25 protein-coding genes are annotated in these 22192 nt (G+C 72.4%); 14 read left to right on the plus strand and 11 right to left on the minus strand.

Going from position 1 to position 22192, the window contains the following annotated elements; genetic code table 11:
- Positions 1-150: 150 nt before the first annotated feature.
- The gene (locus ACZ4FV_RS17615; protein WP_395866245.1) at positions 151-567 is read left to right on the plus strand and encodes a hypothetical protein; all 417 of its coding nucleotides are present in this window, start codon (positions 151-153) and stop codon (positions 565-567) included.
- 112 nt (positions 568-679) lie between these two features.
- Positions 680-1897, plus strand: coding sequence for a cation:proton antiporter (locus ACZ4FV_RS17620; RefSeq protein WP_465322868.1), 1218 nt, complete (start codon positions 680-682; stop codon positions 1895-1897).
- Positions 1898-1940: 43 nt separating this feature from the next.
- Here the strand turns inward: ACZ4FV_RS17620 and ACZ4FV_RS17625 are convergent, their stop codons facing one another.
- Positions 1941-2342: a CBS domain-containing protein gene (locus ACZ4FV_RS17625; protein WP_395866241.1), complete on the minus strand. Its 402-nt coding sequence runs from the start codon at positions 2340-2342 to the stop codon at positions 1941-1943.
- A gap of 181 nt (positions 2343-2523) precedes the next feature.
- Positions 2524-3321: a histidinol-phosphatase gene (gene hisN / locus ACZ4FV_RS17630; RefSeq protein ID WP_395866239.1), complete on the minus strand. Its 798-nt coding sequence runs from the start codon at positions 3319-3321 to the stop codon at positions 2524-2526.
- Positions 3322-3514: 193 nt separating this feature from the next.
- Here hisN and ACZ4FV_RS17635 point away from each other — a divergent pair, with 193 nt between their 5' ends.
- The 4 genes from ACZ4FV_RS17635 (at position 3515) to ACZ4FV_RS17650 (ending at position 6588) form a co-directional block, all read left to right on the plus strand.
- The gene (locus tag ACZ4FV_RS17635; RefSeq protein WP_465322869.1) at positions 3515-4045 is read left to right on the plus strand and encodes a hypothetical protein; all 531 of its coding nucleotides are present in this window, start codon (positions 3515-3517) and stop codon (positions 4043-4045) included.
- A gap of 104 nt (positions 4046-4149) precedes the next feature.
- On the plus strand, positions 4150-5259 hold the full coding sequence (locus ACZ4FV_RS17640; RefSeq protein WP_465322870.1) for a ferritin-like domain-containing protein: 1110 nt from the start codon (positions 4150-4152) through the stop codon (positions 5257-5259).
- Between the two features lie 19 nt (positions 5260-5278).
- A complete protein-coding gene (locus ACZ4FV_RS17645) occupies positions 5279-5968 on the plus strand; it encodes an HAD family hydrolase (protein ID WP_395866234.1) in 690 nt (229 codons plus the stop codon).
- A gap of 74 nt (positions 5969-6042) precedes the next feature.
- The gene (locus tag ACZ4FV_RS17650; protein WP_395866232.1) at positions 6043-6588 is read left to right on the plus strand and encodes a DUF2087 domain-containing protein; all 546 of its coding nucleotides are present in this window, start codon (positions 6043-6045) and stop codon (positions 6586-6588) included.
- Positions 6589-6638: 50 nt separating this feature from the next.
- Here ACZ4FV_RS17650 and ACZ4FV_RS17655 read toward each other — a convergent pair whose 3' ends face one another.
- Positions 6639-7415, minus strand: a complete 777-nt coding sequence (locus ACZ4FV_RS17655) for a DUF4097 family beta strand repeat-containing protein (protein WP_465322871.1) — start codon at positions 7413-7415, stop codon at positions 6639-6641.
- Positions 7416-7649: 234 nt separating this feature from the next.
- On the opposite strand from ACZ4FV_RS17655, the gene ACZ4FV_RS17660 reads away from it, so the two are divergent.
- Positions 7650-8165 (plus strand): DUF2231 domain-containing protein, encoded by a 516-nt coding sequence (locus ACZ4FV_RS17660; protein WP_395866228.1) that lies wholly within the window; start codon positions 7650-7652, stop codon positions 8163-8165.
- Positions 8166-8196: 31 nt separating this feature from the next.
- Here ACZ4FV_RS17660 and rsgA read toward each other — a convergent pair whose 3' ends face one another.
- Both rsgA and aroA read right to left on the minus strand, forming a co-directional pair.
- On the minus strand, positions 8197-9252 hold the full coding sequence (gene rsgA / locus ACZ4FV_RS17665) for a ribosome small subunit-dependent GTPase A (RefSeq protein ID WP_395866226.1): 1056 nt from the start codon (positions 9250-9252) through the stop codon (positions 8197-8199).
- Between the two features lie 13 nt (positions 9253-9265).
- Entirely contained in the window at positions 9266-10543 is a 1278-nt protein-coding gene (gene aroA / locus ACZ4FV_RS17670; RefSeq protein ID WP_402230850.1) for a 3-phosphoshikimate 1-carboxyvinyltransferase, read from the minus strand.
- A gap of 69 nt (positions 10544-10612) precedes the next feature.
- On the opposite strand from aroA, the gene ACZ4FV_RS17675 reads away from it, so the two are divergent.
- From ACZ4FV_RS17675 to ACZ4FV_RS17705, 7 genes are all read left to right on the plus strand, one after another.
- Positions 10613-11383 carry an SOS response-associated peptidase gene (locus tag ACZ4FV_RS17675; RefSeq protein WP_465322872.1) on the plus strand — a complete coding sequence of 257 codons (771 nt, stop codon included), beginning with the start codon at positions 10613-10615 and terminating at the stop codon, positions 11381-11383.
- Positions 11384-11471: 88 nt separating this feature from the next.
- On the plus strand, positions 11472-12122 hold the full coding sequence (locus tag ACZ4FV_RS17680; protein WP_465322895.1) for an alpha/beta hydrolase family protein: 651 nt from the start codon (positions 11472-11474) through the stop codon (positions 12120-12122).
- Positions 12123-12270: 148 nt separating this feature from the next.
- Entirely contained in the window at positions 12271-12906 is a 636-nt protein-coding gene (locus tag ACZ4FV_RS17685) for a sigma-70 family RNA polymerase sigma factor (protein WP_063744985.1), read from the plus strand.
- Positions 12903-13223 carry a mycothiol system anti-sigma-R factor gene (gene rsrA, locus ACZ4FV_RS17690; protein WP_395866222.1) on the plus strand — a complete coding sequence of 107 codons (321 nt, stop codon included), beginning with the start codon at positions 12903-12905 and terminating at the stop codon, positions 13221-13223. The genes ACZ4FV_RS17685 and rsrA overlap by 4 nt, the downstream gene beginning before the upstream one ends.
- 179 nt (positions 13224-13402) lie before the next feature.
- Positions 13403-14791 (plus strand): HD domain-containing phosphohydrolase, encoded by a 1389-nt coding sequence (locus ACZ4FV_RS17695; protein WP_465322873.1) that lies wholly within the window; start codon positions 13403-13405, stop codon positions 14789-14791.
- The gene (locus ACZ4FV_RS17700; protein ID WP_395866219.1) at positions 14788-16140 is read left to right on the plus strand and encodes an HD-GYP domain-containing protein; all 1353 of its coding nucleotides are present in this window, start codon (positions 14788-14790) and stop codon (positions 16138-16140) included. The genes ACZ4FV_RS17695 and ACZ4FV_RS17700 overlap by 4 nt, the downstream gene beginning before the upstream one ends.
- A gap of 153 nt (positions 16141-16293) precedes the next feature.
- Positions 16294-16509: a biotin/lipoyl-binding carrier protein gene (locus tag ACZ4FV_RS17705; RefSeq protein WP_355535427.1), complete on the plus strand. Its 216-nt coding sequence runs from the start codon at positions 16294-16296 to the stop codon at positions 16507-16509.
- A 112-nt stretch (positions 16510-16621) separates the two neighbouring features.
- Here ACZ4FV_RS17705 and bsaP read toward each other — a convergent pair whose 3' ends face one another.
- The 6 genes from bsaP to ACZ4FV_RS17735 all read right to left on the minus strand — a co-directional run bounded on the left by bsaP (position 16622) and on the right by ACZ4FV_RS17735 (position 22058).
- Positions 16622-16816 carry a biotin synthase auxiliary protein BsaP gene (gene bsaP, locus ACZ4FV_RS17710; protein ID WP_395866217.1) on the minus strand — a complete coding sequence of 65 codons (195 nt, stop codon included), beginning with the start codon at positions 16814-16816 and terminating at the stop codon, positions 16622-16624.
- A gap of 70 nt (positions 16817-16886) precedes the next feature.
- Entirely contained in the window at positions 16887-17450 is a 564-nt protein-coding gene (locus ACZ4FV_RS17715) for a GNAT family N-acetyltransferase (RefSeq protein WP_465322874.1), read from the minus strand.
- A gap of 23 nt (positions 17451-17473) precedes the next feature.
- Entirely contained in the window at positions 17474-19165 is a 1692-nt protein-coding gene (locus ACZ4FV_RS17720) for an acetolactate synthase (RefSeq protein WP_465322875.1), read from the minus strand.
- Between the two features lie 133 nt (positions 19166-19298).
- On the minus strand, positions 19299-20333 hold the full coding sequence (gene bioB, locus ACZ4FV_RS17725) for a biotin synthase BioB (RefSeq protein WP_395866211.1): 1035 nt from the start codon (positions 20331-20333) through the stop codon (positions 19299-19301).
- Between the two features lie 5 nt (positions 20334-20338).
- The gene (gene bioD, locus ACZ4FV_RS17730) at positions 20339-21064 is read right to left on the minus strand and encodes a dethiobiotin synthase (RefSeq protein WP_395866209.1); all 726 of its coding nucleotides are present in this window, start codon (positions 21062-21064) and stop codon (positions 20339-20341) included.
- A gap of 250 nt (positions 21065-21314) precedes the next feature.
- Positions 21315-22058, minus strand: coding sequence for a GntR family transcriptional regulator (locus tag ACZ4FV_RS17735; protein WP_395866518.1), 744 nt, complete (start codon positions 22056-22058; stop codon positions 21315-21317).
- Between the last annotated feature and the right edge of the window lie 134 nt (positions 22059-22192).

Below are 22192 nucleotides of genomic sequence, written 5' to 3' on the forward strand. Positions count from 1 at the left end.
CCGCCCGGTACCTGAGCCGCGAATCGGTACCGGGCGGCGCTCATGTGTACGCGGATCCGGTGTGCACGCGGATCCGGCCCACGGATCGTCGGATGGTAAAGTTTTCGCCAAGTCGATCGAACGCGCCCCGCCGGGCGGAGGGGAGCACGTGTGCCGCAGCGGCCGAACCGCCGGTCGGCGCCGGTCGTCGCGTTGCTCTTCGTGCTCTCCCTGGTGGCCGCCTTCGGCGCCGGGTTCGCCCGGGGCGAGGGAGCCGGCGGGTCGCTGCCTGTGGCCGCGGCCAACGTGCACGCGACCCCGGTGCCCGGGGGCCCGCACGGCCCCGAACGACCCCAGGACTGCCGGCCCGCCTCGGCGACCCCCGCGCTGCCCGCGGCGAGCGAACTCGATCGGCCCGAGGCGGACCCGTACCCGCACCCCGACCTCGCGACCCTCGTCGCCGCCGGCGCGTGCCTGCCGCGGGCGACACCCGTGCCGCCCGTCGCCGGGACGCGCACCGATCCACCCGCCGGCCGCGGCCCGCGCCCGCCTCCCGCACGAGCACCACCGGTCCGCGCCGGGACCTGACGCTCGGCCCCAGGCCCTGTCCGGCTGATCCACCACGAACCGCCGGACAGGGCGTAGCCGACGCCAGCCGTCCCCGACGACGCCCGGACCCGACCACCGCCCCGGAAGGACGGTGATCTTCGTGCATCTCGCGGAGGCCCTGATCGCGCTCGGCGGCGCATTCCTCGCCGCCGGAATCCTCGCCCGCACCGGCGCCCGCATCGGGCTGCCGACCATCCCGCTGTTCATGCTGGCCGGCATCCTGTTCGGCCCCAACACCCCCGGCATCGCCCTCGTCGACAACCCGGCCGACCTGCAACTGCTCGGTGCGCTCGGCCTGGTCTTCCTGCTGTTCTACCTCGGGCTCGAATTCCACACCGACGACCTGGTGGCCGGTGGCCGCCGGTTGGTCGGCGTGGGCGCGCTCTACCTCCTGCTCAACGTCGGCGGCGGCTTCCTGTTCGGGCTCGCGCTCGGCTGGGGATGGCGCGAGGCGATGGTGCTCGCGGGGGTGCTGGGCATCTCCTCGTCGGCGATCGTCACCAAGGTGCTCGTCGACCTGGGCCGACTGGGCAATCCCGAGACCCGGTTGATCCTGGGCGTGATCGTGATCGAGGACGTCTTCCTCGCGCTCTACCTCGCGGTGCTCACCCCGGTGCTCGGTGAGGCCGAGGGCCTGGGCGCGGCGGCGCTCGACGTCGGCAAGGCGTTCGGCTTCCTGCTGCTGCTCGCCTCGATCGCGCGCTGGGGCACCCGGATCGTCGGCCGGTTGATCTCGACCAGGGACGACGAACTGCTCGTGGTGATCTTCACCGGCCTGGCGATCCTGACCGCGGGGGTGGCCGAGGAACTCGGCGTCTCGGACGCGATGGGCGCGTTCATGATCGGCCTGATCCTGGGCGCCACCAAGAGCGCGCCGCGGATCCGCGCGCTGGTGCACCCACTGCGGGACGCCTTCGCGGCGATCTTCTTCTTCTCGTTCGGGCTCTCGATCGACCCGGGCGACCTGGCGAGGGTGGCCGGACCGGTGGCGCTCGCGGTGTTGCTGACCATCGTGCTCAACGGCATCGCCGGTGTGGCCGCCGCGCGGATCTGCGAACTCGACCGGTCGCAGGCATCGAACGTGGTGTTCACGATCTTGTCCCGAGGCGAGTTCGCGTTGGTCCTGGCCGCGCTCGCGGCGGGAGCCGGCGGTCTGGACGCGCGACTCGCGCCGTTCATCGCCGGCTATGTGCTGGTGATGGCGGTGCTCGGGCCGCTCGCCGCGACCCACTCGCGCACGTTCGAACGGGCTTTGCCCGCCCGGCTGTTCCGGACCCGGGAGGGCGCCGTCGGGGAGCGAGTCGGCTGAGGCCGACGCGGGCGACCGGGCCGCCTCCGGTCGCCCGCCGCGCTCAGCCCACCAACTCCTGGGTCCGCTGGGCCTCGTGTATCTGGCAGCGCACGATGTCGCGGACCGAGATGATGCCGAGCACGTCGCAACCGTCGAGCACGATGAGGTGGCGGAAGCCGCCGCGCGTCATCGCCGCCGCCGCGTCCGCCAGGGTCCACGACGGGGTCGCGAAGACCACGTTCGAGGTGAGGTGGTCGCCGGCGAACTCGGTGTCGGGATCCTGGCCCGCGCCGATCGACATCAGGATGTCCCGCTCGGTCAGGATGCCCAGACCGGATGTGTCCGGGTCGATCACCACCGCCGCGCCGATCTGGCGGGCGGACATCAGGCGCGCCGCGGCGCGGAGTGTGTGGGCGGGGCCGATGGTCAGAACGATCGTGCTCATGCCGTCGCGGACGAACATGTGACACCACCTCCGTCGGGGCGTGGATGTCAGGGCGGGGGTGTGCTCGAGAAAGAATTCACAAGTTCACAAGCCCTGTTTTCACATGGTCACATGCCCGGGAAGGTCAAGGGAAGGTATAGCGGGCAACTCGCTCGAAGGGAGTAGCTCGGGTGGGACCCGACGATTCGTCGGAATCCGCTCAAGCGTGCCCGTGCGGGTCGCCGAGCCGATCCAACAACTCGTCGTGCAACAGGCCGTTGGACGCGGCCGCGGTGCCGCCGGCCGGGCCCGGAGCGCCGCCGAGCGAGGTGAACCGCCCGCCCGCCTCCTCGACGATCACCGAGAGCGGCGCGAGGTCCCACAGGTTGACCTCGGGCTCCGCGCAGATGTCCACCGCGCCCTCGGCGACCAGCATGTACGACCAGAAGTCACCGTAGGCGCGGGTGCGCCAGCAGGCCCGGGTCAGGTCCAGGAAGTCGTCCATCCGGCCGCGCTCCTCCCAACCGCCCATGCTCGAGTACGCGAACGACGCGTCCTCGATCGCGGCCACCTTCGACACCCGGCAGCGCGAGGCCTGGGACAGACTGCGGCCGGTCCACGCGCCCGCGCCCTTCGCGGCCCACCAGCGGCGACCCAGCGCGGGCGCGGAGACCACGCCCATCACCGACTCGTCGCCGTCCATCAGCGCGATCAGCGTCGCCCACACGGGAACGCCGCGGACGAAGTTCTTGGTGCCGTCGATCGGGTCGATCACCCAGCGCCGGGGGCCGTGGCCGCTCGAGCCGAATTCCTCGCCCAGCACCGCGTCCCGCGGCCGACCGCGCCCGAGTTGATGCCGGATGATCTCCTCGGCGGCCTTGTCCGCGTCGCTGACCGGGGTCATGTCCGGCTTCGTCTCGACCCGCAGGTCGAGCGCCTTGAAGCGGTCCATGGTGGTCGCGTCGGCGGCGTCCGCGAGAACGTGGGCGAAGCGCAGGTCGTCGTCATAGCCGGGCATGACCGAACAGTACCGGCGGCTCGCGCGGGTGTCCGCGCGCCCCGCGCGCAGGGACACACTTACGCGCCGTCGCCGGGGCCTCGTACGCTCGTTAGGCAGACAAGCAAGCGCGGCCGGCGAGAGTCGACAACCGTTCGTCGGTGGTGCGCGTGTTACGAGTACGAGTCGATGGCGGAGGGGGTGCGGGACCGCGATGGCACTGTTCGGGGTCGGGCGCAGAGCGACACACGGCAAAGAGGCCGTACCGGGACCCGGTCTCGTCCAACCGCGTCGAAGTCTGGACGGTTGGACACTGGAGGGCACCCCGCTCGCGGACCGTTTCGAGCGCGAGGATCTGCGCGAACTGGGCACCCTGCTGCACGGTGTCGGGGCCGAGATGCGCACCCCGTGGACCTACGAGCGCGCGGCCGACCTGCTGGAGCGCGCGGGCGAGCGGCCGCAGGCGTTGGCCGTCGTCGAGGTGTGGTTCGCGCTGCCCGAGGAGGTGCGCCGAGCCAATCCCGCCGCGACCCGATCGCTGGGCCGGCGCCGGCAGCGGCTGCGCAGTCGGTTGGGCGCCGCGGCCGGACCCGCCGCGGCCATCCCGGCGCAGGCCAGGACCGCGTTGTCGATACCGGCCAAGCCGGGCACGCCGCCCCCGGTGCCGGGCGGGGAAGGGGCCGGGGCGGCGCCCGGGGCCGAGTCGAAGGGCGGATCGCGGACCGGTCAGGCTACTCGCTGGTAATCGATCGTCCCGAAGGGGTTCCGGTCCGCGCGATGAGGGCGTAGGACAGCGGTACACGGCTACCGCCGCCCGCACGTCACACGTCTGCCGCGAGGAGAACGCCCGTGTCGACGCACGACCTGTACGCGCTGCCCGCCGACATGACCGTCTGGGAGGTCCCCGCGTCGGGGGCCGCCCGCTTCAACTGGGAGTACGACGAGGGCCGCGACCGGCTCCTGTCGTTGTACGCCAAGGGCAAGGACAAGCAGTGGGACGCCGCCCGGCGGATCGAGTGGGATCTGCCGGTGGACCCGATGAACCCGCTGGGCATGCCCGAGGAACTGCACACGCTGTACGGCACCCGAAGCTGGAACATGATGTCCCAGGGCGAGCGCGACGAGTTGGGTCGGCATGCCATCGCCTGGCAGTTCAGCCAGTTCCTGCACGGCGAACAGGGCGCGTTGATCTGTAGCGCGCGGATCGCCGAGTCGGTCCCGGACCTGGACGCGAAGTTCTACGCGGCCACCCAGGTGATGGACGAGGCCCGGCACGCCGAGGTGTACGCGCGCTTCCTCAAGGACAAGGTCGGGCTGTACTACCCGATCAACCCGAGCCTGAAGTCGCTGCTCGACGACACGCTGTCGGACGCTCGCTGGGACATGCCCTACCTGGGAATGCAGGTGCTGATCGAGGGGCTGGCGCTGGCCGCCTTCGGGATGTTGCGCGACCTGACCACGGTCGCGCTGCCCAAGCAGATCCTGGCCTACGTGATGCAGGACGAGGCCCGGCACGTCGCGTTCGGCCGGATGGCGCTGCGCGACTACTACCGCGAGTTGACCGACGCCGAGCGCGGCGAGCGCGAGGAGTTCGTGGTCGAGGGCTGCTACCTGATGCGCGACCGGCTGCGCGACGAGGAGGTGTGGGAGAACTTCCAGATCGACAAGGTCGAGGCGCGCGAGGCCACCGAGAACTCCGAATACCTGCGCGAGTTCCGCCGGTTGTTGTTCAGCCGGATCGTGCCGTGCATCAAGGACATCGGCCTGTGGGGGCCCAGGGCGCGGGAGACCTTCGCCGAGATGGGGGTGCTGGACATGGGCGATTCCAACGTCGAGCGGATGATGCGCGACGACGAGGACCAGGCCGAGGCGCTGGACCGGGACCGGCGCATCCGCGCGGAGGAACGGGCCCGGGCCGCCGAGGTCACCGACATGGTGGACCTGGGCGCTCAGGACTAGAGCGGGCTAGATTTTCGGTATGACCGATCTTGTGCGTTCCCGCCCGCCCGCCTTCGTCTTCGACCTCGACGGCACCCTCGTCGACAGCGTCTACCACCACGTCATGTCGTGGCAGGAGGCGCTCAGCGAGGCCGGCATCGACCTGGCGATGTGGCGGATCCACCGCAAGGTCGGGATGAGCGGCGGGCTGTTCGTCAAGGGCATCCAGCGCGAGACGGGCATCGACCTGTCTCCCGAGCAGGTCGAGGCGTTGACCGACGCGCACGGGCGCAACTACGCCGCCCGGGTGCCGTTCGTGGAGCCCCTGCCCGGTGCCCCGGAGCTGCTGCGCCACCTCACCAGGGTGGGCATCCCGTGGACCATCGCCACCAGCGGGCGGCGGGCCGGCGCCGAACCGATGCTGGCCAAGCTCGGCGCGCCGGCCGACCTGGCGATGGTCACCCGCGACGAGGTGGCCCGAGCCAAGCCGGACCCCGACCTGTTCCTGGCCGGCGCCGCCAAGCTCGGGGTCGACCCGGCACAGTGCGTCGTGGTCGGGGACAGCATCTGGGACCTGCTGGCCGCGCGCCGAGCGGGTTCACTGGGCGTGGGGCTGCTCTCCGGCGGCTACGGCGCGGACGAGCTCGAACGCGCGCACGCCTTCCGGGTCTACGACGAGCCGGGCGACCTGCTCGCGCACATCGACGAGCTGGGCGTACGCGGCGACTGACCGTGCCCCGGGCATCCGGGTGATCCTGTCCGCCAACGCGTCCCGGCCGGAGCCCGACGTCCTACCCTGGAGACATGGGTCCGGCCGACGAACCTGCGGAACTGCTCCGTCTCCTCGCCGACGACACCCGATTGAAGGTGTTCGCCGCGCTGGTGCTGGAGGCCCGTCTCAGCTCCGATATCGCCGAGCGGACGGGGCTCTCGCTCCGGGAGGCGATCAAGGCGCTGGCCCGACTGGAATCGGCGGGGCTGGTCGCGCGTTCCGGGGACGGTTGGCACGCGTGTCCCGAGGCGCTCGCCCAGGCCGCGGCCGGGATGGGCGAGGAACCGGACGACGCGTTCGCCGACCGGGGCCCCGCCGAGGCGGCGGTGCTGCGCACCTACCTCGCCCGGGGTCGGGTCCGCCAGTTGCCCGTGCAGCGGGCCAAGCGGCTGGTGGTCCTCGACCACGTCGCGAGCAGTTTCGAACCCGGTGTGCGCTACGACGAGGCCGAGATCGAGGAGACGCTGCACCGGTTCATGGACGACCACGCCGCGCTGCGCAGGCACCTCGTGGACGAGGGCTTCCTCGGCCGCGAGGGCGGGGTCTACTGGCGCACGGGCGGGTCGTTCGTGGTCTGAACGGCCCGCCCGCGCGATGTGTCCGGCGGGCCGGGGTTCGCGCGATGTGCCTAGCGGGCCGGAACCCGCTCGATGTCGATCCCGCCGTTGTCCGTGGCCACGTCGATCACCCGGTTCGAGCGCGGGTCGTTGTCGACGTCGTTGCGCACCCCGCCGTTGTCGGTCTTGGTGGAGACCCGGTAGGTGTTCTGGTCGTCGGGCACGCTGATCCGGACGCCGCCGTTGTCGGTGCGCACCTTCACGTTCGTGGGCGCGGTGTCCAGGCGCAGGCGGACGCCGCCGTTGTCCGTGTCCACCGAGATCCGGCCGGCGTTCACCCGAGCCACGGAGACGCCGCCGTTGTCGGTGCCCAGGGTCAGGTCGCCGGTGCTGTCGCTGATATCGATGCCGCCGTTGTCGGTATCGAAGCGCATGTCCTGCCGCAGCCCGTTCGCGCTGATCCGGCCGTTGTTGGTGGAGACGTGCAGCGGCACGTCGAGCGGGACCTTGATCCGGTACGACCCCCCGCAGTTGACGTTGACGAAGCCCGGGCAGTGCAGTCGGAGCTCGAGCCGGTTGCCCACCAGGGTCCAGCTCGGGTCGGGGCCGTTGATGCTGTGGGTGACCTTGCGGTCCACGGTGATCTTCCCGGGCTCACCCGCTTCGAGGGTGACCCCGCCGTTGTCCGTATCGATGACCAGATTGCCGCTGCTCAGCGTGAAGGCCCTCTGGTCGCGCACGTCGTGGCTGGAGAGCACGGTGATCCCGGTCCACGCCGCCAGCAGGATCCCCCCGATGGCGAACACCCCACCGAAGAAGATCAATGACGTCCGTAGCGGCCTTTTCATGACACTCTCCCCGACAGGTGATCCGAAGCTGTCCAAACTGTATGAGCGGCGGGCCCGGGCCCGGCATCCGGCGGTCACCCGAACCGGGGGTAGGGCTGGCCCCCCTGAGCGGACCGTGACGGATCGGGCGGGACGAGTGTTCGACACCCGCTGAACCCGGGCACTCTGGGAGCCGTTGGTCTGTGCGAGGGTCGTTCCCGCCCTCGGGTCCCGACCGCTTAGGAGTGCCGTTTCATGTTCGACACCGTCTCCGGCCTGCCCCTCCACGTCCTGGTCGTGCACTTGGCGGTGGTCATCGTGCCGGTGGCGGCGATCGCGAGCGTGCTCGTGGCGGTCCGCCGGCCCTGGCTGCTGCGCGTCGGGTGGTGGGTGGTCGGCCTGGACGCCGCCGCCGCGCTGACCACCTTCGTCGCCAAGGAGAGCGGCGAGAAGCTGCTCGCCCGGCTGGACCGACTCGGCGACGGCACGCGCAACGCCGCCGTGCAGACGCACGTGGACCGGGGCGCGGACATGCTCTGGTACGCGCTCGGCCTGCTCGGCGTCACGCTGGTGCTGCTGCTGGTCGCCCGGCATCGGGCCGCCGCGACCTTCCGGCCGCGGACGATACCGCCGATCGTGGTCCCCATCGTGGCCGCGTTGACCGTGGTCGCCGCGGTGCTCGCGGTCGTCCAGGTGGTGCGGGTGGGCGAGTCCGGTTCGAAGGCGGTCTGGGAACCCACGGTGCAGAACAGCCTCGCGGCGCCGCGCTGACCCGCGCGGACACCCGGGGTGACACCCGGAGTCAGTCGCCCTCGTCGCGCTCGCGCGTGCTCAGCAGCCGGCGCAGCGAGTACAACCGGGCCGGGTCCGCGTGCCCGGCCTCGACCCACGCGTCCAGCGCGCAGTCCCGCTCGTCGTGCGAGCACGCCCGCGGACAGTCCTCGGTGCCCGCCGCGAGGTCGGGGAAGGCGTTGATCACCCGGCCGAGGTCGACGTGGTTGAGGCCGAACGAGCGCACACCCGGGGTGTCCACGACCCAGCCGCGGACCTCGCCGGGCTCGGCCGCCTCGCCCGCGAAGGGGGGCAGCCGCAGGGTCAGCGCCGACGTGGTGGTGTGTCGGCCGCGACCGGTCACCTCGTTAACGTGTCCGACCGCGCGCTGGTGATCCGGGACCAGCTCGTTGACCAGGGTGGTCTTGCCGACTCCGCTGTGACCGACGAAGACGGTGATCTTGCCGGCCAGGCGCGCGCGGATCGGGTTCAGGTCCCAGTCGGACGCGCTCCTGGTGACCACGTGCTCGACGCCGAGTGCGCCGTACATCTCCAACAGGTCGTCGGGAGAGGCGAGATCGGCCTTGGTCAACACCAGCAGCGGTTCCAGGCCCGCGTCGTAGGCCGCGACCAGGCAGCGGTCGATCAGGCGCGGGCGCGGCTCCGGGTCGGCCAGCGCGGTGACGATCGCGAGCTGGTCGGCGTTGGCCACGATGATCCGCTCGTACGGGTCGTCGTCGTCCGCGGTGCGGCGCAGGGTGGAGCGGCGCTCCTCGACCCGGACGATCCGGGCCAACGAGCCGTCCTCGCCGCTGAGGTCGCCGACGATGCCGACCCGGTCGCCGACCACGACGCCCTTGCGGCCCAGCTCGCGGGCCTTCATCGCGGTGATCGAGCGGTCCGGCGCGTCCTCGTCCTCCAGCAGGCAGGTGTACCGACCCCGGTCGACGGTCAGCACCCGCCCCTCGCGGGCGTCCTCGTGCTTGGGCCGGGTCCGGGTGCGCGGGCGCGAGCCGCGCTTGCCCGGGCGGATCCGGATGTCGTCCTCGTCGAGGTCCTTGCGTCGGTTGGAGCCGAGTCCCGCCATCGTCCCGAGCCCCTCAGCCGCGTCGCGCGCTCAGCATGCGCGTCCACAGGCCGGTGAAGTCGGGCAGCGTCTTCGCGGTGGTCTCCACGTTCTCCACTTCCACGCCCGGGACCACCAGGCCCAGCACGGCGGCCGCGGTGGCGAGCCGGTGATCGTCGTAGGTGTGGAAGACGCCGCCGTGCAGCGGGCGCGGCCGGATCTCCAGGCCGTCCTCGATCTCGTTCACGTCGCCGCCGAGGTCGTTGATCTCCTTGACCAGCGCGGCCAGCCGGTCGGTCTCGTGCAGGCGCAGGTGGGCCACGCCGGTGAGCCGGCTGGGGCCGTCGGCCAGCGCCGCGACCGCCGCGATCACCGGGGTCAGTTCGCCGACGTCGTGCAGATCGGCCTCGATGCCGTGCACCGCGGTGCCGCCGGTCAGGGTCAGGCCCGCCGAGGTCGGCACGCACGAGCCGCCCATCGCGGTGAAGATCGAACGCAGCCGGTCACCGGGCTGCGTGGTGTACTCCGGCCAGTCCCGTACGGTCACCGAACCGCCGGTGACCAGCGCGGCGGCCAGGAACGGCCCGGCGTTGGACAGGTCCGGCTCGACCACCATGTCGCGGCCCAGCAGCGCGCCCGGGGCGACCCGCCACACGTTCGGCTCGGCGTCGTCGACCCGCGCGCCGGCCGCGCGCAGCATGTCCACGGTCATCGCGATGTGCGTCATCGACGGCACCGAGCTGCCGGTGTGCCGAACCTCGACACCCAGGTTGAAGCGCGGCCCGGACAGCAGCAGCGCGCTGACGAACTGCGACGACGAGGACGCGTCGATGCGCACCACGCCGCCCTCGACCCCGCCGCCGCCGAGCACGGTCATCGGCAGCCGGGCCTCGCCCTCGTCGTCGATCCGGGTGCCCAGGTCGCGCAGCGCGTTGATCACGCCGCCCAGGGGGCGCTCGTACGAGCGCGGGTCGCCGTCGAAGCGCACCGGCCCGTCGGCGAGCGCGGCCACCGGCGGCAGGAAGCGCATCACCGTGCCCGCGTTGCCGCAGTCCACGGTCGCGGGGCCGGTGAGCCCGCCGGGCAGCACGTACCAGTCCTGACCGCGGTCCTCGATCACCACGCCGAGCGCGCGCAGGCCGGCCACCATCAGCAGCGTGTCGCGACTGCGCAGCGGGCGGCGGACATAGCCGGGACCGTCGGCCAGCGCGGCCAGCACGAGGGCGCGGTTGGTCACCGACTTGGACCCGGGCACCTCGACGGTGGCGGTCACGGGAGCGGAGGCGACAGGGGCAGACCACAACGCAGACATCACGGTCCAAGCCTAGTCGTTTGCGGGCCCGCCCCCGATTTCGATTCGGTACGTGGCACCCTGGACGCCATGTGTGGCCGGTACGCGTCCAGCAAGAGCCCCGACGACCTCGTCGAGATGTTCGAGGTCGATCGCTTCGACCCCGCGGACGAACTCCCACCCGACTGGAACATCGCGCCGACCAAACAGGTCTACGCGGTCCTGGAGCGCGCGGTCGAGTCCGGTGGCCCGCCCGCCCGGCAACTCCGCACGGTCAAGTGGGGCCTGGTGCCGTCCTGGGCCAAGGACCCCGGCATGGGCGCCAAGATGATCAACGCCCGGTCCGAGACCGTGCACGAGAAGCCGGCCTACCGCAAGGCGTTCGCCGCGCGGCGGTGCCTGCTCCCGGCCGACGGCTACTTCGAGTGGCACACCCCGGAGACCGCGCCGGACGGCCCCAAGGGCGCGTCCCGCAAGCAGCCGTACTGGATCCACGCGGCGGACGGCTCCGAGGTGGCCTTCGCCGGGCTGTACGAGTGGTGGCGGGACCGGGGGCGCGCGGACGACGACCCGCTCGCGTGGTTGTGGACGTGCACGATCCTGACCCTGGACGCCGATCCCGAGCTGTCCCGGATCCACCACCGGATGCCGCTGGTGCTGATCCGGGACAAGTGGGACGAGTGGCTGGACCCGGCGTGGACCGAGCCCGAGGAGGTCCGCGGCCTGTTGGTGCCGCCGCCCACCGGGTTCATGACCGCCCGCCCGGTCTCGACGGACGTGAACAACGTGCGCAACAACGCGCCCCACCTGCTCGACGCGATTCCCGAGGACGAGGTCACCGTTGACGCGACGCTCTTCTGATCCGACCGGGCCCGTCCGCGTGGAGAACGTCGGCGTCGAGGCGGACGCCGTCGCGCCCGAGGCGACCCGGGGGCCCGCGGCGCCCGAGGTGTTCGAGGTGGACACGCCGGTCGGCGCCGCGCGGGTGAGCGTGCACCGCGCGACGGGCGGCCCGGCCCGGGCGTGGTTCGTGGCGAGCCACGGCGCCGGCGGCGGGATCGAGGCGCGCGACCTGGTCGCGCTCGCGGCGGCGCTGCCCGCGCGCGGCATGCACGTGGCCCTGGTGGAACAGCCGTGGCGGGTCGCCGGCCGCCGACTGGCTCCCGCGCCCAAGACCCTGGACGCGGGCTGGCGACCGGTGCTGACCGAGATCTCCCGGCGCAACCGGGTCGAGGGGCTGCCGGTGTTCGGGGCCAGCCGCAGTGCCGGTGCGCGGGTCGCGTGCCGGATGGCGGGCGAGACCGGTGTGGCGGGTGTGGTCGCGCTGGCCTTCCCGCTGCATCCACCCGGTCGGCCGGAGCGTTCGCGCTTGGCTGAACTGCTCGGCGCCGGCGTGCCGACCCTCGTCGTCCAGGGCGAACGCGACTCGTTCGGGGGTCCGACGGAGTTCCCAAAGGAGGGTCCGAGCGTGCTCGCGGTGCCCTTCGCGGACCACGGATTTGCCGTGCCCAAGCGTGCCGAGATCACCCAGGAAGCGGCATTGGCCCTGATCACAGCGGGTGTCGGCGATTGGCTGGTGGCCGCGAGCGGGCGGGAATGATCCGTGTCGGCGACGTGTTCCCCCAACTGTCAAGCGTCGACGAGTGGAGGTCGCTCCCATGCTCAAGGCCGCAGGTTCGGTTGTCCGAAACGAGGCACCGTTTCTCGCCTGGCCCGAGTGGGGTGCGGGCACCGATCAGCCTCGGGCGATATCGTCGACTCCTGGCTTGAAGGAGGTGGGTCTCGTACCGGAGACCTTGGAGCAGCAAGACGCGCGGTTCGAGCGGGACGCCCTGCCGTTCCTCGATCAGTTGTATTCGGCGGCCCTGCGGATGACCCGCAACCCGGCGGATGCCGAGGACCTGGTCCAGGAGACGTTCGCCAAGGCGTACGCGTCGTTCCACCAGTTCAAAGAGGGCACCAACCTCAAGGCCTGGCTGTACCGCATCCTGACCAACACCTTCATCAACTCCTACCGCAAGAAGCAGCGGCAGCCGCTGGAATCGCATGCGGAGGAGATCGAGGACTGGCAGCTACACCGCGCCGAGTCGCACATGTCCACCGGACTGCGCTCGGCCGAGGCGCAGGCGCTCGACCACCTGCCGGACTCCGACGTGAAGACGGCCCTGCAGGCCATTCCGGAGGAGTTCCGGATCGCGGTGTACCTCGCCGATGTCGAGGGCTTCGCGTACAAGGAGATCGCGGACATCATGGGTACTCCCATCGGGACCGTGATGTCGCGCCTGCACCGCGGGCGGCGCCAGCTTCGCGATCTGCTGGCCGACTACGCACGTGAGCGCGGCCTCGTCCCCGCAGGCACCGACCGGAAAGGCTCGGACTCATGAGCTGCGGTGACCACCACGAGGTGGATTGCTCCGAGATCCTCGGGCACCTGTACGAGTACATCGACAACGAGTTGGCGGACGCGGACTGCACCAGCATCCGCACCCATCTCGACGAGTGCTCGCCGTGTCTGGACAAGTACGGGCTCGAGCAGCAGGTGAAGGAGCTGGTGCACCGCTGCTGCGGGCGCGACGAGGTCCCCTCGGAGCTGCGCAACAAGGTGCTGGAGCGGATCAAGCTGGTGCGGGTCGAGGTGGACGCGCAGCGGGTCTCCGTCGAGGAGACCGTGGTCGAGATAGAGCGACCGGGTCGGTCCTGACCCGGCCGACGCGCCGGCGCCGTCGGGTCCTCGACCCGATCGAGTGGCCGACCCGCGCGGGTGGCTGACCCGAACGAGCTAAAACAGGGCGCATGGCCGGGATAAACCGGGCATGCGCCCTTCGGCCGTTGGTGGGGCGCCCTATTCTCGGTGGTCCGAGCGACCAGCCGAGGAGTCGCATGCGCACGCTGCCGCCGAGCGCCCGGATCCACGTCGGGATCGTGGTGGGCGGGTCCGTGCCCGCGCTGATCCTGCTGCCGTGGTCGGGCGTGGACATCGATCGACTGGGCGCTTTGGCGGTGTTGTTCATCGCCTTCGGGGCGGTGGCCCGAGCCCGACTCACCGGCCTGAGCGGCGCCCCCGACGGGGCGCTTTTTCCGTTGGTGTGCGCGGCCGTGCCGCTGTTGCCCGGCGGCGCGGCGGCGGCGATCGTGGTGCCCGGCGTACTGATCGCGCGGGCCCGTGCCGCCGACCCGGTCACTCCCGTGGTCAACGCCGCGCATCTGGTGTTGTCCGTCGCGGTCGCCTCCCGGGTGTACGAACTCCTGGACGGGTCGCGATATCCGACCGCTTCCGAGTTACCCGCCAAGCTGGTGCCGACGGCCGTGGCGGGAGTGGCGCTGTACGTGGTGAGCGGGCTGCTGGACGCCGGGTTGTGCACCGCGACCCAGGGCGCCGCCCGACTCCCGGTGTTGCGCGAGGTGTTCGTGCGCTCGGCCGGCTGGCGGCTGGGCTCGGTGCCGATCGCGCTGATGATGGCCGTGTTGTGGCAGCAGCGGCTGGGCGTGTTCGCGGCCGTGCTCGTACTGCTCCCGCTGTACGTGGCCTTCTGGGCCTACGCCCAGCAGGCGCGCGAGCGGGCGGCGCACGAGGCGACCGTGCGCACCCTGGTGCGCGCGGTGGAGATCAAGGACGGCTACACCCGGGGCCACAGCGAACGGGTGGCCCGGGCCTCGGTGTTGATCGCCCGACGGCTGGGCATGCGGGAGGACCGCGTGGTCCGGCTGCGCTACGCGGGGATCCTGCACGACGTCGGCAAGCTGAGCGTGTCCACCCGGGTGTTGACCAAGCCGGGGCGGCTGGATGCGGACGAACTGCGCGAGATGCAGCGACACCCGGTCAGCGGCGCCGAGATGGTGGCCGACCTGACCTTCCTCGGCGAGGCGCACGGCGGCATCCTGCACCACCACGAACGCATGGACGGGCGCGGTTATCCGGCGGGCCTGGTCGGCGCCGAGATCCCCGAGTTCGCCCGGGTGATCGCGGTCGCGGACGCGTTCGACTCGATGACCTCGACCCGCTCCTACCGGCCCGCGCGCGGCGCGGACGCGGCAATGGCCGAACTGCGGCGGTGCAGCGGGAGCCAGTTCGACCCCAGGATGGTCGAGGCACTCGCCCAGGCATTGGACCGGCACGGCTGGCCGGAGGGCGAGCCGGCCGAGGGCGGCGAGCCGGCCCGGACGCCGAAGCCGACGGGCGAGCTGCGCGACCGGGTGCCCGGGCCACGCGGGGAATCGCCCGTCGACACCCACTCGGTGGCCCGCGGACGGGTCGGTGGCGACTCGTGACGGCGACCGAGGTCCGGCCCGAACGGGGCGGTACGACCGGGCGACTGCGCGCGCACACCGGTACCGCGGTGCTCGTGCTCGGTGCGCTCGCCGCCGTCGCCGCGCTGGCCGCCACCGCGGCCCGAGGCGTCGTGCAGCCGTCCTACGCCCTGGTGTTCGGCACGGTGATCGCCGTCGGCGAGATGGCCCGGGTGAGCCTGCCGGACGGTCGGGAGACCGCTCCGCTGGGCGCGGCCGGCGCGCTCGCGTACGCGCTGCTCCCGGACGTGCACGGCACCGTGTCGCGGCACGGTGTGCTCCAGGTGGTCGCGGTGGTCGGGGTCGCGCTGCTCGCCGGGACGTTGCCGCACGTCGCGCGCGGTCGGGCGCCGGCGCCGGGGTACGTCGCGCGCCGGTTGCTGGCGGCGGGCTTCGCGGCGACGCTGTTTCGGCCGCTGTACGCGACCGGCGGGCTCGATCCGGTGATGGCGCGCGGGTGGGCCTATGGCACGTTCCTGGTCCTGGTGGTGCTGTTGACGTCGCTGTGCGACGCGGTGGCGGCCGCGATAGTGCGGGTGGGCGGCCCGTTCTGCCCCGTGCTGCTGGCCGAACTGCGGGCGCTGTGCGCGGGGTTGAGCCCCACCGAGCGGATCGGGCCGGATGGCGAGGGCACCGGGAACAGGGCCTGCGGGCTGACCGGGATCGGTACCGCCGTGGGCGCGACCGGGATGCTGATCGCGCTGTCCACCAGCGCGTTGGGGCTGTGGGCGGTGCCGGTGTTCTGCGTCCCGTCACTGCTGGTGCTGCTGTCCTTCCGGCGCTACACGGCGATCCGGATGGTGCATCGGCAGACCGTCGACGCGCTGTCCCGGCTGCCGGAGGCGGCCGGGTGCGGGTCGCCGGGGCACGCGGCCCGGGTGGGCGAACTCGCGCACGCGGTCGGGGTGGACCTCGGGCTCGGCGAGGTGGAGCTGCGCGAGCTGGCGTACGCGGCGAAGATGCACGACATCGGGCAACTCGCGCTCGTCGACCCGGTGCCCGGCGGCACCACGCTGGATCTGCCCGAGGCCGAACAGCGCCGGATCGCCCGACTGGGCGCGGACGTGATCCGGGAGAGCGGCGTGCTGGACCGGGTCGCCACCATCGTGGCCGCGCAGGCCGACCCCTACCACGACGACGCGGCCGGGCCGCCGCCACCGCTGGCCAGCCGGATCATCAAGGTCGTCAACGCCTACGACGACCTGATCGCGCCGACCGACGACCCGCGGGCGCGGCGCGAGGTGTTCGCGCGGCTGCGCGCCGACGCGGCCGGGGCGTACGACCCGCGGGTGGTCGAGGCGCTGGCGCAGGTGCTGGAGCGGGCCGACTGAGCGGGAGGCCGGCTGCCGATGCGGGCCGGCCTTGTCGTCGATGACGCCCGCCGCAGGCGGCTTCCCGTGGTTGGATTTCGGGCGGGGCGCGATCGCGCCCCGCCCGACACGCGCTTCACAACGGCCCGACCCGGGCCCGAAGGAGGAACGACGATGGCCGAGCAGGTCCTGGCGGAGATGGTGGCCAACGTGGCCAAGGTCGTCGCCCACGAGGGGGACACGGTCGAGGCCGGCAGCACCCTGGTCATTCTGGAGTCGATGAAGATGGAGATCCCGGTCCTCAACGAGTTCCCGGGCACCATCGCCCGCATCACCGTGGCCGAGGGCGACGTGATCCAGGAGGGTGACCCGATCGCGGTGATCGAGTAGCCGCCCCCGCCGAGGTGTCCTGCGGGGGGCGCCCCGGCCGGGTCGGGCCGACCGCTCGCGCCCGGGTCGAGCGCGCCGGGTCGAGCCGCGCGCACCGGGCCCCTCGTGCCGGTCAGGCCGACGTGAGCACTCCGTGCTCGACGCACTTGGCGGTCCAGCCGCGCGGGGTCACCTGTACGGTCATCCGCCGCCGGCACTGTCCGCAGTAGCGCGGCGGTTCGAGTTCGCGGCGCCGCACACAGTCGTCGTGCGCGGCGCCGGCAAGCTGTTCGCCGCAGTGGTCGCAGAAGGCTGCAATGGTGGTCACGGCCGTAGATTACGGCCTGCGTCCCCAACGCCGGACCGGCCCTCCCGGCGGCCGCGGCACGCGTGCCGGGTCAGGTCCGCGGGGTCTCGCGCAGGTCCTTGAGGTAGCAGATCAGTTCCACCTCGGGCACCGGCCACCAGTCGCGCTCGGGCGCCCGGTGGAAGCCCATCCGCGCGTAGAGGCGGTGTGCGGCGCGCATGTCCCACACGGTGGAGATCGCGACGGCGGTGAAGTGGTGCTTGCGGGCCCGCTCCAGGCAGGCCTCGACCAGCGCCTCGCCGATGCCACGCCCCCGCACGTCCGGGTCGACCGCGAGCATCCGGAACTCGCCCTCGCCCTCCCGGGAGACCTCCGCGTACGCGCTGCCGGGCAGCACGAACGCGACGGTGCCCAGGATCTTGCCGTCGGCCTCGTCCACGGCCACGAGCAGCTCGGAGTTCTCCGCGCGGTGCGCGGCCTTGCGCAGATCCTCGACGTAGTCCCGGTCGGCGGCGAGCAGACCCGCGTAGCCCGCGACGGTCACTTCCCCCACCGCCTCGTACTCCTCCGGACGGGCCTGGCGAATGTGGACGCCGGCGGGAGCGGGGTGCCGATCGTGGGGTCGGGCCGCGGCGGCGGAGACAGGAGGATTCATAGCCGTCCAGTTTACGCTGCGGATCACACCCCGATGGTCGCGCGCGGGTAGATCGCCTCCGGATCGGTGAGCACGTTCAGCAGGTACGGCACGCCGGAGGCGAACGCGCGGCGCAGCGCGGGGGCGATCCGCTCGGGCCGGGTGATCGTCTCGCCCGCGCCGCCCAACGCCCGCACCACGTCGTCGTAGCGGGTCGCCGGGGCCAGGTCGGCGGCCACGTCGTGGCCGTACAACATCCGCATCGGATGCTTCTCCAGCGCCCAGCAGCCGTTGTTGCCCACGATCAGCACCACCGGGAGGCGGTGCCGGACCAGGGTGTCCACGTCCATCAGCGAGAAGCCCGCCGCGCCGTCCCCCAGCAGCAGCACCACCTGGGCCGAGGGCCGGGCCAGCCGGGCGCCCAGGGCGTAGCCCAGGCCGGTGCCCAGGCAGCCGTACGGGCCGGCGTCGAGCCAGCCGCCCGGGCGCGCGGGCTCGATGTACTTGCCCGCGAAGGACACGAAGTCGCCGCCGTCGCCGATCACCACCGCGTCCTCGTCGAGGACGCGGAGCAGTTCGCCGTGCACGCGGGCCGGGTGGATCGGCCGGCCGGCGCTGCCCAGGAGCGGGGCGTCGGACTGGGCGGCGGTGTGCGCCGCGGCGCGCACGTGTGTGGACCAGGTCCGGTACATGCCGACCCGGCCGACCCGTGCCCATGCGACGGTGAGCGCGTCGAACAGGGCGCTGAGGTCGGCGGCGGCGGTGATCCCGCAGTGCGCGTGCGGGCCGGTCCCCGGCGCGGAGTCGGTCAGGTGCACGACGCGGGCGGGCGGGCCGCCGGCCCGGCCGCCGAAGCTGCCGTAGCCGAGGCGGAAGTCCAGCGGCGCGCCCGCAACCAGGACCAGGTCGGCGCCGCCGAGCGCGGCCGCCCGGGCCCGGCCGGCGAGCAGCGGGTGGCCGGTGGGCAGTACACCGCGGCCCATGCCGTTGGCCACCACCGGCAGGCCGATCGTCTCGGCGGCGCGGCGCGCGGCCTGCTCGGCGCCGCCGATCCACACGTCCTGGCCGAGCACCAGGACCGGTCGCAGCGCGCGGGCGAGCAGGTCGGCGATCTCGGCGACCACGTCCGGGTCGGGAGGCACCGGCGCGGGCGGCTCGACGGGTGGCAGCGCCACCTCGGCCCGGTCGTAGAGCACGTCCATCGGCACGTCCAGGAAGACCGGACCCCGGTGCGGGCTGTTCGCCAGGGTGAGCGCGGCGTTCACCTCGGCGGCGATCCGGTCGGTGTCGTGCACGGTGGCCGCGCGCTTGGTGACCGGCGCGAGCAATGGCGGGTGGTCCAGTTCCTGGAGCGCCCCCGAGCCCCAGCGGAACGCGGGTGCCCGGCCGCCCAGCACCAGCATCGGCGAGCCGTTGAACCAGGCGGTGGCCACCGCGCTGATCCCGTTGGTGACGCCGGGCCCCGCGGTCAGGACCGCCAGTCCCGGTCGGCGGGTGAGCTTGGCGGTCGCCTCGGCGGCGAACACGGCGGTCTGCTCGTGCCGTACGTCCACCACCCGCAGCGGCGGCTCGGTGTCGACCGCGGCGTCGTAGAGCGGGAAGACGTGGCCTCCCGACAGCGTGAACATCGTGTCGATCCCGTGCGCCCGGGCGGCCGCGACGGCCAGCGTGCCACCGTGTCCCTCGACCCGCCCGTCGCCGGTTTCGCGTTCTTGGTCCCCTCGTCGTGCGCGCATGTCCGGCCTCCGTCGCCGTAGACGCCGCCACCGTCGTGCCGGAGGGAAACCTATCCGCGTGCGCTACCGGGCAGTAGGGGGCGACCGCCGACGGCCCCGGGGCGGGGCCGTCGGCGGCTCGGGCAGGGGCGCCCTACAGGGTCTGGTTGAGCGCCTTGACCGGCATGCTCAGTTCCTCGAGCAGTTGCAGGTCGGCGTCCGCGGCGCGGCCCAGGGTGGTGAGGTAGTTGCCGACGATCACCGCGTTGATCCCGCCGAGCAGGCCCTCACGCGTGCCCAGGTCGCCGAGCGCGATCTCCCGGCCGCCCGCGTAGCGCAGGATGGTCCGGGGGAGGGCGAGCCGGAAGGCGCCGATGATCTTGAGCGCCTCGCGCGGCTCCAGCACCTCCTGGTCGGCGAACGGGGTGCCCGGGCGCGGGTTGAGGAAGTTCAGCGGTACCTCGTCCGGCTCCAGCTCGGCGAGCTGACCGGCGAACTCGGCGCGCTGCTCGGCGGACTCGCCCATGCCGACGATGCCGCCGCAGCACACCTCCATGCCCGCCGCGCGCACCATCCGCAGGGTGTCCCAGCGCTCCTCCCACGTGTGGGTGGTGACCACGTTGGTGAAGTACGACTTGGCCGTCTCCAGGTTGTGGTTGTAGCGGTGGATGCCCATGTCCGCGAGTTCGTCGACCTGCTCCTGGGTGAGCATGCCCAGCGACGCGGCGATGTTGATGTCGACGGCCTCGCGGATGGCCGCGACGCCCTCGCGCATCTGCTTCATCAGCCGCTCGTCCGGGCCGCGTACGGCGGCCACGATGCAGAACTCGGTGGCGCCGGTCGCGGCGGTCTCCCGGGCGGCCTGCACCAGCGAGGGGATGTCCAGCCACGCGGCCCGTACGGGGGACGGGAACAGGCCCGACTGCGAGCAGAAGTGGCAGTCCTCGGGGCAGCCGCCGGTCTTGACCGACACGATGCCCTCGACCTCGACCTCGGGGCCGCAGTGCCGGACCCGGACCTCGTGCGCGAGCTGGAGCAGCTCTTCCAGGCGGTCGTCCGGGAGGTTCAGCACGGCGAGCACCTGATCGGCGTCCAAGCCGCGCCCCTCGTCGAGGACTTGGTGCCGGGCCACCGCCAGGATGTCGTCGTTCACGGTCTGCGTACGGTCACTGTCGAGGGTTTCCGTCATGTCGCTCACCTCGCGGTCGGATCCTGTATGGCGCGGAACGCGGCCGGATCGAAGGTACCGCCCAGGGCGGGGGACAAACTCGCGCGGGCGGTGAGCAGGAAGTCGGCGGGGTGCAGCGAGCCCGCGCCGGCGGGCAGGACACCGGCCAGCGGGCGGGCGGCCAGGGTCTCCAGATCCCGGACGTTGCAGCGCATCGCCAGGTCGGGTTCGGCGGGCCAGGAGCCGATCACCACGCCGACCAGGTCCACGCCCCGGTGCGCCATCGACTCCAGGGTGAGCGCGGTGTGGTTGAGGGTGCCCAGGTCGGGCCTGGCCACCACGAGCGCGCCCGCTTTGAGCTCGTGCGCGAGGTCGGCGATCGTGGTGCCGTCGTCGTCGAAGCGCACGAGCAGGCCGCCCGCGCCCTCGATGACGACCAGGTCGGTCTCCTTGGCGAGCCTGCGCACCCGGTCGGCGACGCCGTACAGATCCACCGGCGGCAGGCCGGAGACCCGGGACGCGGCGGCGGGGGAGAGCGGGTCCGGGTAGCGGGAGTACTCGTGCAGGTCGGTCACCCCGGCCAGGCGCCGCACGTCCGCGAGGTCCCCCGGCTCGTCCGGTGCCACGCCCGTCTGCGAGGCCTTGACCACCGCTACCGTGCCACCGCGCACGGCCGCGATCGCGGCGACGGCCGCCGTGACGATCGTCTTGCCCACCCCGGTGTCGGTACCGGTCACCACGAGAACGCTCATGGCGGTTCAGCCTAGAGGGACCTTGGGCCTGCGGTTCGTGGACCTGTGGCCCCGGTGGGCGACCCGGGTGCGGGTGCATGATCGAGGTGGTGGGTGTGCGGCTCGGCGGAGCCGCCTCACTCGCCGATTCGGCGGCCCGCTGCACGGGGCTGTGGGAGCGAACGGCATTGCTCCGGCGATCGGCCGGGCGACCCGGGCGGACCCGGATCGCCCGGCCGATGGCATGCGGCGGGGCCGATCGCCGCCGGGTTCACTCCTGGGGGCGGCGCAGGCGGGCGACGAACTTGTATCGATCCCCCCGGTACACGGACCGGACCCACTCGACCGGTTCACCCTCGGTGTCGAAGCTGTGTCGGGACAGCAGCAACAGCGGCAGGCCCACGTCGGTGCCCAGCAGGCCCGCCTCGCGCGGGGTGGCCATCGCGGTCTCGATCGTCTCCTCGGCCTCGGCCAGGTGTACGTCGAAGCCGGCCGACAGGGCCCGGTAGAGCGAGTTGTGCTTGGCCAGGTGCTTGCGCAGGCCCGGGAATCGTTTGGTGGACAGATGTGTGGTCTCGATCGCCATCGGCTCGGAGTTGGCCAGCCGCAGGCGCTCTATCCGCAGCACCCGGTTGCCGGGCCGGATCGCGAGCCGTTCCGCGAGGTGGTCGTCGCAGGTGATGTAGCCGATCTCGATCAGTCGCGAGGTCGGCTCCAGGCCCTGTGCCTGCATGTCCTCGGTGTACGAGGTGAGCTGGAGACTCTGCGCGACCTTGGGCTTGGCGACGAAGGTGCCCCGGCCCTGGGCACGCTCGAGCCGGCCCTCGATGACCAGTTCCTGGAGCGCCTGGCGCACGGTGGTGCGCGAGATGTCGAATTGCGCCGCGAGGGTTCGCTCGGGCGGCACGGGCGTACCCGGTGGCTGGGTGTTGGTCAGCTCCTGAAGATGGCGCTTGAGGCGGTAGTACTTGGGCACGCGCGCGCTCGACTCGAGGCCGGCGTCGCCTCCTGCCATCGCACTGTCCGCCGCGGTCGTGGTCGCGTGTTCCGCCGTCACCGGTGCCCTCCTGACACGTTCGGTCCCCATCGTGGCACGACCACCGATCCCCCCAGGACCAGGAGTGCGGATGTCGGTCCGATAACAGCGCG

The organism is Embleya sp. NPDC025285, from assembly GCF_055558835.1.